The sequence below is a fragment of the Corynebacterium xerosis NBRC 16721 = ATCC 373 genome (assembly GCF_001552415.1).
Lineage (GTDB): Bacteria > Actinomycetota > Actinomycetes > Mycobacteriales > Mycobacteriaceae > Corynebacterium > Corynebacterium xerosis.
Genome location: NZ_BCRD01000002.1, coordinates 1 through 16,719 on the forward strand (window position 1 = coordinate 1; position 16,719 = coordinate 16,719).

The 16,719-nt window shown below is 72.1% G+C and carries 11 protein-coding genes; 8 read left to right on the forward strand and 3 right to left on the reverse strand.

Annotated features, from left to right (window positions below):
- The first annotated feature begins 300 nt into the window (after nucleotides 1-300).
- Entirely contained in the window at nucleotides 301-1,596 is a 1,296-nt protein-coding gene (gene eccB, locus CX1_RS02970) for a type VII secretion protein EccB (RefSeq protein WP_060925265.1), read from the forward strand.
- On the opposite strand, the gene CX1_RS02975 is transcribed toward eccB, so the two are convergent.
- Nucleotides 1,565-2,809, reverse strand: coding sequence for a S8 family serine peptidase (locus tag CX1_RS02975; RefSeq protein ID WP_052753264.1), 1,245 nt, complete (start codon nucleotides 2,807-2,809; stop codon nucleotides 1,565-1,567). The two genes, eccB and CX1_RS02975, sit on opposite strands and share 32 nt — an antisense overlap.
- Nucleotides 2,810-2,853: 44 nt before the next feature.
- On the reverse strand, nucleotides 2,854-4,230 hold the full coding sequence (gene eccD, locus CX1_RS02980; protein ID WP_060925266.1) for a type VII secretion integral membrane protein EccD: 1,377 nt from the start codon (nucleotides 4,228-4,230) through the stop codon (nucleotides 2,854-2,856).
- 360 nt (nucleotides 4,231-4,590) lie between these two features.
- On the opposite strand from eccD, the gene eccCa reads away from it, so the two are divergent.
- The 6 genes from eccCa to rpsI all read left to right on the forward strand — a co-directional run bounded on the left by eccCa (nucleotide 4,591) and on the right by rpsI (nucleotide 12,026).
- The gene (gene eccCa / locus CX1_RS02985; protein WP_052753263.1) at nucleotides 4,591-8,334 is read left to right on the forward strand and encodes a type VII secretion protein EccCa; all 3,744 of its coding nucleotides are present in this window, start codon (nucleotides 4,591-4,593) and stop codon (nucleotides 8,332-8,334) included.
- Nucleotides 8,321-9,730 (forward strand): type VII secretion-associated protein, encoded by a 1,410-nt coding sequence (locus CX1_RS02990; RefSeq protein WP_082719061.1) that lies wholly within the window; start codon nucleotides 8,321-8,323, stop codon nucleotides 9,728-9,730. The genes eccCa and CX1_RS02990 overlap by 14 nt, the downstream gene beginning before the upstream one ends.
- A 261-nt stretch (nucleotides 9,731-9,991) precedes the next feature.
- Nucleotides 9,992-10,321 (forward strand): WXG100 family type VII secretion target, encoded by a 330-nt coding sequence (locus CX1_RS02995; protein WP_046650825.1) that lies wholly within the window; start codon nucleotides 9,992-9,994, stop codon nucleotides 10,319-10,321.
- Nucleotides 10,322-10,373: 52 nt separating this feature from the next.
- On the forward strand, nucleotides 10,374-10,664 hold the full coding sequence (locus tag CX1_RS03000; protein ID WP_046650824.1) for a WXG100 family type VII secretion target: 291 nt from the start codon (nucleotides 10,374-10,376) through the stop codon (nucleotides 10,662-10,664).
- A 352-nt stretch (nucleotides 10,665-11,016) separates the two neighbouring features.
- A complete protein-coding gene (gene rplM / locus CX1_RS03005) occupies nucleotides 11,017-11,460 on the forward strand; it encodes a 50S ribosomal protein L13 (RefSeq protein ID WP_082719124.1) in 444 nt (147 codons plus the stop codon).
- On the forward strand, nucleotides 11,457-12,026 hold the full coding sequence (gene rpsI, locus CX1_RS03010; RefSeq protein WP_052753262.1) for a 30S ribosomal protein S9: 570 nt from the start codon (nucleotides 11,457-11,459) through the stop codon (nucleotides 12,024-12,026). Before rplM ends, rpsI begins: the two co-directional genes overlap by 4 nt.
- A gap of 593 nt (nucleotides 12,027-12,619) precedes the next feature.
- Here the strand turns inward: rpsI and CX1_RS03015 are convergent.
- Nucleotides 12,620-15,124: an excinuclease ABC subunit UvrA gene (locus CX1_RS03015; protein ID WP_046650885.1), complete on the reverse strand. Its 2,505-nt coding sequence runs from the start codon at nucleotides 15,122-15,124 to the stop codon at nucleotides 12,620-12,622.
- A gap of 227 nt (nucleotides 15,125-15,351) precedes the next feature.
- On the opposite strand from CX1_RS03015, the gene glmM reads away from it, so the two are divergent.
- Nucleotides 15,352-16,695 carry a phosphoglucosamine mutase gene (gene glmM, locus CX1_RS03020; protein ID WP_060925268.1) on the forward strand — a complete coding sequence of 448 codons (1,344 nt, stop codon included), beginning with the start codon at nucleotides 15,352-15,354 and terminating at the stop codon, nucleotides 16,693-16,695.
- Nucleotides 16,696-16,719 lie beyond the last annotated feature (24 nt).

Sequence of the window (16,719 nt, forward strand, 5' to 3'; positions counted from 1 at the left end):
CTCCGGCGGTCGGCACCGGGTGCGGTCCCCGCCACGCGTCGCGCAGCGATCGCCCGCGAAACGGAACGTGCAGCCCCGCCACGGCCAGCGCCGACGCCCCCACCGCCAACGGCGCGGCATGGTCCGCCACGAACCCCGACACCGATGCCCAATCCATCATCGCCACCCCCCGGCTCTCCCGCGGCGCATCCCCCGCGCCGGGCCACCCGCTCGGGCGGCCGTCGACGGGCAGCATATCGGCGGCTGGCCTAGGCTGCCCTGCGAAAGACATGGGTCACGACGATTCGGGGGGAACGTCACATGCCTCGCACTCCGACCACGCCCGCGCAGATCAGCGGGCACCGGTTCCTGGTTCGCCGGGTCGAACACGCGCTGGTCCGCGCGGACGCCCGCATGCTCCACGATCCTTTGCGTACCCGCGGCAGGGCAGTGGCCGTCGGCGCGGCGCTGCTGGTGCTGGTCATCGCCGGGACGGTGATCCTCGGCCTGCTGCGGCCACGCGACGGAGCCGCCGATGCCGACCTCGTGCTCGTGCGCGACACGGGCGCGCTGCACGTCCGCATCGACGACCGGGTCCATCCGGTGGCCAACCTGGCGTCGGCGCGGCTGGTGCTGGGCCAACCCGCCGAACCGGTGCGCGTGAGCGCCGCGGCGTTGGAGAAGGTGGTCGCGGGGCATCCGATCGGCATACCGGCGGCCCCGGACATCGCGGTGTCGGATCCGCCGCCGGCACCGGCATCGGCGGGGATCTGCGAGGAAGCCTCGGCCGCGCTGCATGAGCCGGTCCTGGTGCGATCGACGGTGGCGCGCATGGGGCCGCTGCCCGAGGGCGGCGATTCCGCGCTGGTCACCGACGGAGCATCGACGTGGCTCGTCCACGACGGGCGCCGGGCCCCCATCGATGTGCAGGACCCGGCGTTATCTCGCGCGCTCGGATTGTCCACCGCCCCGATCCGGCCGGTGGGGGCGCATCTTCTTGAGGCCATCCCCGAAACCGGTGCCGTGCGGGCACCGTCGGTGCCGCGCCGTGGCGAACAGTCCGGCTTCCCGGCGCCCTTCGACGTCGTGGGAAGAATCGTCGACGTCGGCGGGCGCCGGGTGCTCGTGCTTTCCGACGGCGCCGTGGAGGTCCCGCCCGTCGTCGCCGACGTCCTGGCCGCCGAGGGCGGAACGGCCGCGGCAACCGAGGTGGAACTGGCTCACGTCCCGGTCGCGCCGGGCGTCGACCATGGGAGCCTGCCCGGTGAGGTGCCGTCGTGGGCTCCGGCGGAGGGGTGGCTGTGCGTCGATGCGGACGACCGGCGGACCGCCGTGACCCATGGCCGGGCGCCCGCCGCCGTCGTGCCGTACCCGGGCGCGGACGGCGTCGGGCCCGCGGCCGACGGCTTTTCTTCCCCGGCCTCCGCGACCGTCGCGGTCGACACCGGGGGCGGGGTCCATCTGGTGGCCGCGGGAGGAATGCGGCATCTGGTGGAAAACCGGAGGACGTTGTCGGCGATGGGCTATCCGGCGACGGTGACGGTGCCCTGGCGTGTGCTCGCCGCCTTCCGGGCGGGCCCCGAACTCACCAGGGACTCGGCCCTGTCCGCTCCCTGACCGGGGACGACGCGCCGGCGAGCCACAGCGCCCGGCCGATGACGGCCACCGCGGTCAGCAGCGCGATCGCCATGATGCGGTGCGTCGGCGCATGGTCGACGCGGGCCGCGGGAGTCGGCGGGGCAGCGGCATGCGGGCCGGCGGCCGCATCCTCGCCGGTCGCCGCAGCCTCGCCCGTGACGGCAACGGCGACGGCATCGGCGTCGATGCCCGTGCGGGCGACCGCGGCGACGGGATCGACGATCCCCGCCCCGACCCCGATCGTGGACGGGGCGGGGGACGCGGTCGCCAGGATCAGCTCGCGGACGCGGGCCGGCGAAGTTTCGGGCGCCCGCGACAGGATCAGCGCCGCCGTGCCGGACACCAACGGGGCGGCGAAGCTGGTGCCGACGATCGGCGTCGCATTCGAGCCGTTGACGTGCAGATCGGCCCACGTCTCGCCGTTGGGCGACGGACCCGCGACGGGACCGCCCGGCGCGGCGACGTCCACCCATTCGGCGGCCACCGCATATCCCGCCGGCGCATGGTCGACCGCGTCCGGCTCATCTGCGTGCCGGGCGCCGGGATCTCCCGGGAGATCGACGGCCGTGACGGCGATGACCTCGTCCAGGATCGCAGGCCATGCCACCGCTCCGTCGGGGCATTCGCCGCCGATGTTCCCGGACGCCGCGACGACCAACGCTCCGGATTCCTCCGCCCGCTGCACCGCGGCCGTGATCTCCGGGGCCCCGGGCGGCACCATTCCCGGCGGGGCGCACGAGGTCAGCGAGATGTTGATGACCCTCGCCCCCTGCCCGACGGCGGAATCCACGGCGCTGGCCAACGACGCCAGCGTCCCTTCCTCTCCCGTCGTGTGCCGGATGCTCAGCACCCGGGCACCGGGAGCGACCCCGGCGAAGGAGTCGTCTCCCGGGCGTCCCGCCGCGAGCCCCGCCACGAAGGTGCCGTGGGCGTCGCAGTCGTGGAAGGCGCCCGCGCCGCCGGTGACGTCACCGCCGTCGGCGACCCCGCCCAAACGCGGATGATCGGCAACGCCGGTGTCGATGATCGCGATGGTCACGCCCGCCCCGTTCGACATCGGCCACGCGTCGCGGAACCGCAGCACCCGTTCGGCGACCGTCGGTACCGCCATCAGGTCCGGCGACGAGGCCGCCGTGCCCGTGCAGCGGGACTGGGCATGGGCGGCGGGAATCGGGGCGATGGCCGTCGCCAAGCAAACGGCCCCGGCCAGGCACGTTGCACGGCGCCATCGGGAACTCACGGGATCAGCTCCTGGGCCAGGCCCGGCACGCCCGCCACCACCGCCGCCAAGGGCAGGGAGACCGCGATCGCCACCGCCTCGACGAGCTCGAGGACCCTGCGCAAGGTCGGCGTGACGCGACCGGCGGGCACGGCCGCCACCGCGGTCGCCGCCAGCAGCGGGGCCAGGATCAACAGCGAAGCGGGCCATCGGCCGACGTGCCACTGGGCCAGGGCCAGGAGGAGCAGCAATGCGGCACCCGCGCAGCCCAGCGCCGCGGAGGGCACGGCCCGTGCGTGGCCCCGGGACTGAATCAGGCACAGCACCGCGAGCGCCACGACGAGGCCCACCGACCAGCGGTCCGGAGCACGGGTGGCGATCAGGGCGGCTGCGGCGACCAGAACAACCGCCGACCCGGCGACCAATCCGTCGAGCAGGCGGCCGGCCCGCGACGCGATGACGTCGACGGGATCGGCGGGGTCCGGGTCATCGGGAAACGGCTCACCGGCCGCGGGAATGCCCGGCACGCGAACCCCGGCTGCGGCGACGCCGATGCCGGGCGCGACGGTCAATCCGATTACGCCGAGGGCGGAGACGATCGCCGCGGCGGACCGGGCATCGCCGAGCCAGGCCGACGCCGCCGCGAACCCCGCGGCCCCGACGGCCATGACGATGCCCGCGGCCCCCGTCGCGGTGGCGGCCGCGAAGACGGCGCGATCCGTCGGGCGCAGGATCAGCAGCGCCGCCGAGGCGACCGCAGTGCCGGGCACGAGGCCTGCGGCGAATCTCCAGTCCGCCGTGGCCCCGTCGATGGGCACCCCGGCCACCGCGGCACCCGCCATGGCGGAGAACACGAGAGCCTGCCACGACAGGACCAGGGCCGTGGGCGCGGAACCGCCGCGCCGGAGGGCGATGCGCAGACCTGCGGCGGCCATCAACGCGGCGGCGCCGGCCACCCCGGCGGCCAGAACCGCATCATGTTCGGACATACCCAGCACGCCGGCCACCAGCGCAATCGTCGCCGTGGCCGCCACTGCCCGGCCGACGCCCGAATCGACCACCGCCACCCCGGGTGCGTCATCGGAGAGCAGGTCCGCGACGTCGGCGACCATCGGCGGAGGCGCCGGTCCGGGATCATCCGCAATGACCAGGCGATCTCCGTCGACCACCCCGGCGTCGGCCAACCCGGTCTCCGGATCGGCGACGGATCCGCCGGGCAACCGGACCCGCCATGACGCCCCCGGATCCGGGGCGGAGCCGAAGACGTCGACCAGCTCCGGCAGCAACGCCGCCACGGGAACTTCCGCGGGCACGAGCAGATCCGCCCGCCGGGACGGCCCCTGCCCCGGCAGGAAATCCACGCGGACGCGGATCATCGACGCGGTCATGGACATGGTTCCCCCAATCGCGCGGGCATGGCCCGCCACGTGTCGGTGCGCCCGCATCCCCCGTTGGGCGGGCGCGCCCCCACAGGGTGGCCTATGCTCTGCGTCGCGTCCAGCCGAAACGGCTGGTTCATTCTCGGGGGGATGACGACGATGGGGGAAGCGCATTCGCGCACCACGATGACCGACCGTGCCGTGGAAACGGCGCCCGGCGGCGAAACTGGAACGGCGGGCGGCTCCGCGGGCGTTTCGACGGTCGGGGCGTCCGGGCCGGGGCGCCTGCCCCGGATCCCCGGGCCCGGGCCCAGGGCGGGGGACATCCGGCCCGATGCGCCGCCGGAGGCGCCGGAACCCAAACCCGTGCCCTTGATGCGGGCGCTGCTGCCGGTGGTCATGCTCGTCGCGGTGGTGGGGATGGTGGCCGTGATGGTGGTCTCCGGATCGGCCAGGAACCCGATCACCTTCATGTTCCCCCTGCTCATGGTGGTGTCGACGCTGGGGATGATGGCGGGCGGCGCCGGCGGGACGACGGACGTCGGCCCCGCCCGGCGCGACTACCAGCGGCACCTGGCCAGCGTGCGCCGGGCGGTGGCCGACGCGGTGGGGATGCAACGGGCCAGCGTGGTTCACGTTCATCCCGACCCCCGGGACGCGTGGACGTTCGCGGGCACCCGCCGGCTGTGGGAACGCGGCCCCGGCGACGACGATTTCGGCGCCGCCCGCATCGGGACCGGCCCGCACCAGCCGGCGACCCCGGTGACGCCCCCGGCGGTCGCGGCGCCGGAGAAGCTCGACCCGGTGTCCGCGGTCGCGCTGCGCCACGTGGTGCGGTCGGCGCGGACCGTGCCGGATCTGCCGGTGGCCGTGGACCTCCGCGCCTTCCCGGTGGTGTCGGTGGGCGGGGACGCCGAACCCGCGCGTGCGCTCGTGCGGGCGATCGTCGCCCAGGTGGCTGCGTCGCACCATCCCGAGGACGTGGCCATCGCCGTCGCCGGCGTGGGCCCGGAGTGGGAGTGGATCAAATGGCTGCCGCACAACGCCCGGCCGGGGCAATCGGGCAAGTCAGAGAAGCCGGGGCCGGAACTTCTGCGGGCGGCGACGGTTCCGGAGCTCGCGGACATGCTGGACGGAATGGAGGCGGAGCTGGTCATGGTCATCGCCGATGCCCGGGACCTGGATCGCGCGCCGGAGCACTTGGATCTGCTCCTGGGTACGCAGCGCGCGGAGGGCGGGACGACGTCGGTGCTCGCGGTGCCCGCGGATCCAGGCGGCGAGACCGCGGCGGCCGCCGTTGCGTCGGGGTTGGCCCTGTCCGTGATCGATGGTCGGGTGCGCGCCATCACTGCGGCCGGGGAAGAGGACATCGCCGCCGCCGATGCACTTGGTGCCGCGGCGGCGGAAGCGTTGGGCAGGCGACTCGCCGGGCAGTTCGTGGCCCGCTCCCGGGTCGACGCGGGCCCGCTGCACGACCCGGTGCTGGCGGAGCTGGGCCTGGCCCCGCCGCCGGGGACCCTGCGCTTCCGGGAACGCCTCGGCCCCGATCGCCTGCGCATCCCCATCGGCGTCGCCGCCGGCGGGGAGGTGCTGCACCTGGATCTCAAGGAGTCCGCGGAGGGCGGCGTCGGCCCGCACGGACTGTGCATAGGCGCGACGGGCTCCGGCAAATCGGAGCTGCTGAAATCGATCGTGCTGGCGCTGGCCGCCACGCATGGCCCGGACCAGCTGAACCTGGTGCTGGTGGATTTCAAGGGCGGCGCGACGTTCCTCGGCGTGGAGGGGCTGCCGCACGTGTCGGCCGTGATCACGAACCTCGCCGACGAGCTGATCCTCGTCGACCGCATGCAGGACGCCATCCGCGGCGAGATGACCCGGCGCCAGGAGCTGCTGCGGCAGTCGGGCAACTTCCCGGGAGTCGCGGAGTACGAGGCGGCGCGCCGGGCGGGGCGGACGGATCTCAAACCGCTGCCAGCGCTGGTCATCGTGGTCGACGAATTCTCGGAATTGCTCGGCCATCGCCCGGAGTTCGCCGAGCTCTTCGTGGCGGTGGGCCGCCTCGGCCGGTCACTGCACATGCATCTGCTGCTGGCCAGCCAGCGGTTGGAGGAGGGGCGGCTGCGCGGCCTCGACAGCCACTTGTCCTATCGCATCGGGTTGAAGACCTTCTCCGCCGCCGAGTCCCGCAGCGTCCTCGGCGTCCCCGACGCCCATCACCTGCCGGCCACGCCCGGTGCGGGTTTCCTCAAGACCGACGCCGGCGCGCCGGTGCGGTTCCATTCCGCCTACGTGTCCGGGCCGGTTCCGGAGGACGCCGGTCGTCCCGCGAGCGCCCGTCGCCGGGCCCCGGGTGAGCGGGTGCTCGAGTTCGCGGCCATGGGCGGGACGGCAGTCGGGGACGGCAGTTCGCTTGACGACACTCCGGAGACCACGTCGCCCCGGACGCCGTCGCAAAGCATCTTGGGCGCCACGGTCGATGCGATGGCCGGTCATGCCCATGCCGCCCACCGGGTGTGGCTGCCGCCGTTGCCCGCGCGCACGGCGCTGGCGGATGCGGCGGATTCGTCGCTGGCGCCGTTGACGGCGTCGGTGGGGCTCGTCGACCGGCCGCTGGAGCAACGGCAGGACCCGTTCCTCGTCGATCTGTCCGGCACCGGCGGCCACGCGGCGATCGTCGGGGCACCGCGGTCGGGCAAGTCGACGGCCGTGCGGACCATGGTCGCGTCGCTGGCGTTGACCACCCCGGCGCGGAAGCTGCACGTCCACGTCATCGATTACGGCGCGGGTGGGTTGTCCGATCTCGCGGCCTTGCCGCACGTGGCGTCGGTGACCCACCGCGGCGACGCCGACAAGCTCAACCGCGTGGTGTCGGCGGTGGCCGGGGAGGTCGCCGCGCGCGAGGAAAGGCACCGGCGGAAGGGCTGGCACACAATCGCCGACGCGCGGGCCGGCGGCGAACCCGACGTGCTGCTGGTCGTCGACGGGTGGCCCGCGCTGCGCCAGGAGCACCAGGCCCTGGGCGACCGGGTGCAGGGGATTTTGTCGGATGGGCTGGCCGTGGGCGTGCACGTCGCGCTGACCGCACATCGGTGGACCGAGCTGCGGCCGGCGGTGCGCGATTTGATGGGGACGCGCATCGAACTGCGCCAGGCGGATGCGATCGACTCCGTCGTCGACCGCAAGGCCGCGAAGCTGGTGCCCGATTCACCGGGCCGGGGGCTGTCGCCGGACGGTTGCGGGGCGCTGATCGCCGATTCGGGCCCCGCGGACATCGCGGAGGTCGCGCATGCGTGCCTCGCCCGCGGAGACGAACGGGTGCCGCAGCTCAAGCTGCTGCCGGAACGAGTCGAATGGGCGGCGGTATCGGGGGCCGTCGCCGCGGGGTCGGTGGCGGTGGGCCTCGACGAGGAAGCACTCGCGCCGGTGCGTTTCGACCCGGACCGCGACCGCCATCTGCTGGTCTTCGGCGCGGCCGGTTCCGGGCGGACGACGGCGCTGCGCACGGTCGTCGAGGGAATGCTGCGGACGCGGCCGACGTGCAAATTCCTGGTCGTCGATTACCGCAGGGGATTGCTCGGCTCCGTGCCGGAGGATCGCTTGGCCGGGTACGCCGGATCGCCGGCGGTGGCGGAGCCCATGGTCGCCGAGCTCGCCGCCGCGCTGCGGGGCCGGTTGCCCGGCCCGGACGTCACCCCGGAGCGGTTGCGGGCCCGGGATTGGTGGGAGGGGCCGGACATCGCGGTCGTCGTCGACGACTATGACCTGGTGTCGGGTTCCAGGGGATCGCCGCTGACCCCGCTGGGCGAGTTCATCCCGCACGCGGCGGACATCGGCCTGCACGTGGTGTTGGCCCGGCGCACGGGAGCGGCGACCCGGGCGCTGCACGATCCGGTGCTCGGCGCCGCGAAGGACCAGGGCGCCACGGGACTGGTCCTGGACGGCACGCGCGAGGACGGGCCGATTCTCGGCGTGGCGCTCGGGCAGCGGCCGCCGGGGCGGGGCACGTGGGTGGAACATGGCCGGGCGCCGCGGGTGATGCAGGTGGCACTGCCGCCGGAGACGGCGACGGAGCCGGAGGCTGGGCAAGAAAAGGAAGGGGACGGCGATGCAATCCGTTGATGCAGCGGCGGGCGGGCCGAGGGTCCTCCACGCGTGGGGTCAGGCGGCCTGCGGGCCCGACGGTGATGCCGGGCTGATCGACGGGTTCGGGGCGCCTCCGGATGTCGTGGTCACGCCGTCTTACTGGGGTGGCCGCCGCCGGGAGCTTCTTTCCGGGGAGCTGGTCCGCCGTGGTTTCGACCCGCGGATCGGCGACCTCGCCACCGAGCTGATGGGCCTGGAACGCCCGACGGTCGGCCATAGCTTCCTCATCGAAATCGAGGCCGGCCGCATCTGCGTGTCCCGCCTCGACTTCGATTCCGGGCTCGCCGATTCGCGGCTGTCGTTTCGGGGAGGCGATGCGACGGAAGTGATCGGCGACGTGGTCGGCGAGTTGCTTACCGACGTCGCCGACGGGGACATCCGAGGCACCGCACCCGGGGCGGCCGGCGCCATGCCGGGCCCGGTTGATTTCGATGACGTGGAGTTCATTGTCGCGGACGAGGGCGACAGACTGGTGGCGGACATGCGCAGACGGGGATGGCTGGCGTTTCCCGTGCCGGTGCATGCGTTGGGCGTGGCCGGTGCGGGGAGCGGGCGTGGTGTCGGGGCCGCGGATTCGGAGTTCGAAGTCGGCCGGGAAGAAGAACGTGCCGGCGGCGGCTTGGACGTCGCGGCGTTGCGGCGCAGGGCGCGCGCCATCGAACGGCGGCCGCGTGGCCGGGGCTTGGCGAAATCGGCACCGGCTCTTGCCGCCGCGCTGGTGGTGGGGGTTGCGGTGGCGGCGATCGTGCTGATCGTCGATGGTCCCGTGGGGGAAGTATGGCGCGAGGAAGCGGAGCTCGCCGCCGCCGTGGACGACCGTGAAGCGGTGGGCGCGTCCCCGGGAGACCCGGGGCCGCCCACCGAGGATCCGGCGCGGTCCCACGCCGATCCCGTTTCCCCGCGTGCCCCGGGCGCCCCAGGCGATCCGGGTGCCCCGAAAGACGCCCCCGCCCCGCTCCGTGAACTCGTGGGAGAGGGTGTCCGCGTCGAGCTGCCGGAGGGCTGGCGCATCGACGAGGGCGCCGCCCCCGCATCCGGGTCCCTGGTCGTCGTCGATGGCGGGCCCATGCGGATCCTCGTCACGGCGGGGGAAGTGCCCGCGGAGATGGGTGCCGATGGTTTGGTCGCCGGCCTCACCGCGCACGCGGCCGGGGATCCGGCGATGGATCGGGTGCGCAGGGAGGTCATCGACGGCCTCGAGGTCGTGATCCACGAGGAGCGGCCCGGAGACGGGTCCGTCGTGTTGTGGCAGCACCGGCTCGTCGACGGATGGCAGGTGTCGGTGGGTTGCCAGTTCCGCGGCGCGACCATCCCGCAGGTGCGGCCGGTGTGCGGGCAGGCGCTGCGGACGGCGGGGATCGCGCACCGGTGACGTGAATACGAGAAGCGAATGCGCGTGAGGTGAGGGGGAAGGAGACGTCGCCGGGGGTGGGGTGGGGGAGGGGGCGAAAAAAGATGGAACCGATTGGCGCCGGGGCGCGTCCAATCATGTGGCGGCCGGAATGAACGGGATCCGGTTGCCCGGCAGAAAACACGGGAGTCCTCCAATGGCGATCGGCCGGCGATGGGACTCCACCGGAATCCACGAAAGTGCACGACAAAGCGCGGAAAAGCGCGAAAGAGGGGGAATCACATGAACGGCGGGGTTTTCACCACCGAATCAAGCACCATGACCACCACGGCGGGCGACGTCGACGGGGTCAACCAGGAAGTCTCCGGCGAGCTGGCGCGTCTGCGCGGCGTCGTCGACGGGCTGGCGGGGGATTGGAAGGGTCAGGCCAAGCTGGCGTTCGACGACGTCATGCTGCGGTGGGACGAGGCGGCGGCGAAGTTGTCCGGCGCGCTGACCGACATCGCGGAGAACATCCGGGCCAACGCGGGCAGCTTCGACGCCGGCGAAGAGTCCGGTGCAGCCGACTTCAACCGCGTCGGAGCAGCCGGCGGCGGGCTGCTCAACCTGTAAGACCAACGCACACCAACAAGCACCAATCGGTTTCACGACCAGGGGGAATCACATGACCGACACCATCCGCTATCAGTTCGGCTCCATCGCCACCGGCGCCGCCGACATTCGCACCACCTCCGGGCACATCCAGACCCTGCTCGGCGACCTGAAGGCCCGCATCGCGCCGATGACCTCCACTTGGGAAGGTGAATCGGCCGTCGCGTACGAGGAAGCCCAGCGCGAATGGGACGAGGCCGCCGGCGAGCTCAACCAGATCCTCGACACCATCGCCCGCACCGTCGAAGAGGGCAACGACCGCATGTCCGACATCAACCGCCGCGCCGCCGCCAGCTGGGGCTGATCGGCAACCACGCAACACGGCACCATCGCTCGTTGGCTTTGCGACGGGCCGGCGTGCCGTACGACGGGCCGGCGCCACCGCTCCCACCCGGGACACGGTGGCGCCGGCCCTCCTGTTTTCCCGCGGCCCGGCCCAGGCCAACGCGTTTTGGTCCCCGGCGCCCCGACCGGTAGAGTTGACCCTCTGTGTGCACGCAGTCTCCCGCACGCGCACGACGCATGGCCTCCTGCGGTGGCCGTCGTCAAGCGAAAAGCGGCGAGCATCACCTCCCCGGGTCTCCACCGGCCGCCGGGGGCAGGGCACGCGGCGCGCATCGGCCGGCAGAATCACACGGACCCGTAAAGGAGTCATGTTGTCTACTTTCCACCCCAAGGACGGTGACATCGAGCACAAGTGGTACGTCATTGACGCCACTGACGTCGTGCTCGGTCGCCTCGCCACCCACGCCGCCGACCTGCTGCGCGGCAAGGGCAAGGCCTACTTCGCCCCCAACGTCGACTGCGGCGACCACGTCATCGTGATCAACGCCGACAAGATCCACATCTCCTCCAACAAGCGGGACCGTGAGATGCGCTACCGCCACTCCGGCTTCCCGGGTGGCCTGAAGTCGATGACCCTCGGCCGCTCCCTCGAGCTGCACCCCGAGCGCGTCATCGCCGAGGCCATCGAGGGCATGATGCCGCACAACAAGCTGTCGCGTCAGTCCATCAAGAAGCTTCACGTCTACGCCGGCTCCGAGCACCCCTACGCCGGTCAGAAGCCCGAGAACTACGAGATCAAGGCGGTGGCGCAGTGACCAACCCCCAGGACACCAACGAGGCCCAGGTCGAGAACACCGAGGCCACCTACGACGACGTCCAGGCTGCGGCCGAGGCCGCCACCGAGGACTTCACCTCCACCATCGGCGACGCGCTCGTCGATGAGACCGCCGAGGTCGAGGGCGACGAGACCGTCGCCGCCGAGCCCGCCGTCCTGGATCGCCCGATCCAGACCGTCGGCCGCCGCAAGCGCGCCATCGCGCGCGTCAACGTCACCGCCGGCACCGGCAAGATCACCTGCAACGGCCGCGACATCGAGGATTACTTCCCGAACAAGCTGCACCAGCAGGAGATCAAGGACCCGCTGGTCCTGCTCGAGCGCGAGAACCAGTTCGACATCGCCGCCAACATCAACGGTGGCGGCCCGTCCGGCCAGGCCGGCGCCCTGCGCCTGGCCATCGCCCGCGCCCTCAACGAGTACAACCCGGAGGAGCGCGGCCAGCTGAAGAAGGCCGGCTTCCTCACCCGCGACGCCCGCGCCGTCGAGCGCAAGAAGGCCGGTCTGCACAAGGCCCGCCGCGCGCCGCAGTACTCGAAGCGCTAAACCGAAGCTTCTGCTTCAGGCGCCGCCGCCGGTTCGCCGGGGGTGGTGCAGTGCCGCCGGTTCGTTCCGATGGCCCGCACGGCCGCCGGCTCGTTCAGGCGGCCAGCTTCACCGAAACGCCCTGTCCCGGGTTCGCCCGGGGTGGGGCGTTTTCGCGTCGGCGTGGCCGGGGTCTGCGGGATCTGAGGGGTCGGAGGCGCCGGCCGTGCCGGACCTGCCAGATCTGCCGGACCGAAGGTTGGCCCGCGCAGAAAGAGGCCGGGTGAACAGAAAGTGGTGGTGTGCCACGTCTTTCTGGTCGCCTGGCATCTTTCTGCGAGATCGAGCCTCGCCAGTGCCTCGCCAGTGCCTCGTCAGTGCCTGGTCTGTGCCTGGTCTGTGCCTGGTCGGCGCCCGGCCGGAACTTCGTCAGTGCCCCTTCGGTGACTGGTCGATGCCTCGGAGGGCAGAGCGGGCACGGTGGGGGACTGCGGACACTGTGATCGCCCGCGCCCACGGCAAAAACACGTCTTATGAACAGATGCACCTGCTGGGAAGCGATGTATCCGTCAGCTCGACGTGTTTTTGCGCCCGATTGACGCACGTGCCCCCCGCTAGGCCCCCGCGTACTTGGCCAGGTGCTCGCCGGTCAGGGTGCCGCGCCCGTCGCGGGCCGCCGCGACGAGATCGGCCGGGGTGCCCTCGAACACCACGCGCCCGCCGTCGTGGCCCGCCCCGGGCCCGAGGTCGATGATCCAGTCGGCGTGCGCCATCACGGCCTGATGGTGCTCGATGACGATGACCGACGATCCGCCGTCGACCAGCCGATCCAGCAGCGCCAGCAGGTTGTCGACGTCGGCGAGGTGCAGGCCGGTGGTCGGCTCGTCGAGGACGAACACCTCGCCGAGGCCGCCGTCCGCACCCGCCGCTCCCTTGGCCCCCGCCTTCTTCCCGCGCGCCGGGGTCTTCCGCCCCTTCAGGTGCGTGGCCAGCTTCAGGCGCTGGCGTTCGCCGCCGGACAGGGTCGGCAGGGTGCGGTTCAAGGTCAGGTAGCCCAGGCCGACGTCGCCGAGCGTCGCCAGGATCTTGACGGCGGCGGGGATCCGTGCCTCACCGTCGGCGAAGAACGCCAGCGCCTCGGCGACGGTCATCCCCAGCACCTCGGCGATGTCCCGCCCGCCGAGCTTGTGCTCCAGCACGGCGTCCTGGAAACCGCGGCCGCCGCAGTCCTCGCAGGGGGTGGCGGCGCCGCCGCGGAAGGACACCTCGGGGTAGATCATCCCGGCGCCCTTGCAGGTCGGGCACGCGCCGTCGGAGTTGGCGCTGAACAGGCCGGGTTTGACGCCGTTGGCCTTCGCGAACGCCTTGCGCACCGGGTCGGCCAGCCCGGTGTAGGTGGCCACGTTGGAGCGCCGGGAACCCTTGATGGGGGCCTGGTCCACGAAAATAACCTCGGGCGCACCAGCACCGGCGGTCTGCTTTGCGACGCCCGCGTCCCCGTTTCCACCGCCCGATCCCAGTGCGCCGTCGGCGAGTTCGCCGTGGATCAGCGACGACTTTCCGGAGCCGGCGACGCCGGTGACCACGGTGAGCACGCCCAGCGGGACGTCGACGTCGACGTCGTGGAGGTTGTGCCGGTTGGCCCCGCGGATGGCCAGCGCCCCGGTGCGTTCGCGCACGTCCTCCTTCAGCTCGGCGCGGTGGTCGAGGTGGCGGCCGGTGATCGTGTCGGAGGCGGCCAACCCGGCCAGGTCTCCCTGGAAACGGATTTCGCCGCCGGCGGATCCGGCGCCGGGCCCGACGTCGACGACGTGGTCGGCGATGGCGATGGTCTCCGGCTTGTGCTCGACGACGAGCACGGTGTTGCCCTTGTCGCGCAGCTGCAACAGGAGGTCGTTCATCCGGTCGATGTCGTGCGGGTGCAGGCCGACGGTCGGCTCGTCGAAGACATAGGTGACGTCGGTCAGGGCGGAGCCGAGGTGGCGGATCATCTTCACGCGCTGGGCCTCGCCGCCGGACAGGGTGCCGCTGGCCCGGTCGAGCGACAGGTAACCCAGGCCAATGGAATCGAAGGAGTCGAGCGTCTCCTGCAGCGTGCGCAGCAGCGGGGCCATGGACTTCGAGGCGTCGGTGGCGGCGAAATCGCGCACCCAGTCGGCCAGGTCGGTGATCTGCATGGCCGACAGCTCGGCGATGTTCTTGCCGTGCACCGTCACCGACCGCGCCGACTCGTTGAGCCGCGTGCCGCCGCAGTCGGGGCAGGGTCGGAACACGATGGCACGCTCGACGAAGGCCCGGACGTGCGATTGCATCGACTCGACGTCCTTGGCCAGCATGGACTTGCGGATCTTGGTGATCACGCCCTCGTACGTGACGTTGATGCCGTCGACCTTGATCTTCGTGGCCTCGCGGTACAGCAGGTCATCCAGCTCCTGCTCCGTGTATTCGCCCAGCGGCTTATCCATGTCGAAGTATCCGGACCCCGCGAAAATGCGCCCGTACCAGCCGTCCATCGAATAGTTCGGCACGGTGAGGGCACCTTCGGACAGCGACTTCGAGGCGTCGAAAAGCGCCGTCAGATCGAAGTCGGACACCGTGCCGCGGCCCTCGCAGCCGGGGCACTGGCCGCCGAGGACGGAAAACTCGCGGCGCTCCTTCGTGCCGTCCGCCTTGGTCAGTGCGCCCGCGCCGGAAGCGGAGGCGACGTTGAAGGAAAACGCGTTGGGCGGCCCGATCTGGGGGTCGCCGAGGCGGGAAAAGAGGATGCGCAGCAGCGCGCCGACGTCGGTGGCGGTGCCCACGGTCGAGCGGGCGTTGGAGCCCATGGGCTCCTGGTCGACGACGATGGCCGTCGTCAAGCCGGACAGCACGTCGACCTCCGGGCGCGCCGGCGTGGGCATGAAGCCCTGGATGAACGACGGGTAGGTCTCGTTGATCAGGCGCTGCGACTCCGCGGCGATGGTGTCGAAGACCAACGAGGACTTGCCGGACCCGGACACGCCGGTGAACACGGTCAGGCGGCGCTTGGGCAGGTCCAGGTCGACGCCGCGCAGGTTGTTGGCGCGGGCGCCGCGCACGGAAATGAGGTCGTGGGCGTCGGCCGGGTGCGGGTCGGTCATGGGTCCTCCGGGGTGGGGCGGGACGGTCCGGGCCGGCGCGCCGATCGGGGTCGGGCGCGGGGCGGCGGACGGGAACGATCCATTGTCCACCGGTTGGGGGTGAGTCGGCAACGGTCGGCGCGGGTCGCTGGTGTGGGCGGGCCCCGCGGGTGGCACAATGTCGGGATACGGAAATCCGGCGTTGCGAACCCGGCGCCGGCACCCGACGATCAGGAGTTGCATCTGACATGGCCCGTCTCTTCGGCACCGACGGTGTCCGCGGTCTCGCGAACAAGACCCTCACCGCGCCTTTGGCGATGAAATTGGGGGCCGCGGCCGCCACCGTCCTGACCCGGGGATCGAACCCTGCCAAGCGCCGCCCGACGGCGATCATCGGCCGCGACCCGCGCGTCTCCGGCGAGATGCTCGCCGCCGCGATGGCCGCGGGCATGGCGTCGAAGGGCGTCGACGTGCTGCGCGTCGGCGTGCTGCCGACCCCGGCCGTGGCGTACCTGACCGACGATTACGGGGCCGACATGGGTGTCATGATCTCCGCGTCGCACAACCCGATGCCCGACAACGGCATCAAGTTCTTCGCCGCCGGCGGCACGAAGCTCGACGACACCGTGGAGAAGGAGATCGAGCACGCGCTGCTGCACCTGGAGGACGACGGCCCGACGGGCACCGGCGTCGGCCGGGTCATCGAGGAGGCCCCGGACGGCCTGGACCGCTACCTGTTCCACCTGGCCAAGGCCGTGCCGTCGAAGATCGACGGCATCCGCGTGGTGGTCGACTGCGCCAACGGCGCCGCCTCCGAGGCCGCGCCGCTGGCCTACGCCGCCGCCGGCGCCGAGGTGGTGGCCATCCACAACTCGCCGAACTCGTACAACATCAACGACGGCTGCGGTTCCACGCACATCGACGTGCTGCAGAAGGCCGTCCTCGAGCATGGCGCCGACCTGGGCCTGGCCCACGACGGCGACGCCGACCGCTGCCTGGCCGTCGACTCCGAGGGCAACGTCATCGACGGCGACCAGATCATGGCCGTCCTGGCGGTGGCCATGAAGGAGCAGGGCCTGCTGCACCACAACACGCTGGTGGCCACGGTGATGTCGAACCTGGGCCTGAAGCTGGCCATGCAGGACAACGGCATCGAGCTGCGCACCACGAAGGTCGGCGACCGCTACGTGCTGGCCGACCTCAACGCCGGCGGCTACTCGCTGGGCGGCGAGCAGTCGGGGCACCTGGTCATCCCGGATTTCGCCACGACGGGCGACGGCACCCTGACGGGCCTGTACCTGATGTCGCGCATGGCGAACACCGGCAAGTCGCTGGCGGAGCTGGCGTCGGTGATGACGGTGCTGCCGCAGACCCTGATCAACGTCCCGGTCTCGGACAAGGCGGCCATCGCGGACGCCGCCGAGGTCAAGGACGCCATCGCGGCCGCCGAGGAGCAGCTGGGCGACACCGGCCGCGTGCTGCTGCGCCCCTCGGGCACCGAGGAGCTCTTCCGCGTGATGGTCGAGGCCCCGGATGCCGAGACCGCCCGCCGCATCGCCGGCGAGCTCGCCGCGGTGGTCGCCGCGGTGTAGTGCCCGCCAGCTTCGCCTGCACGC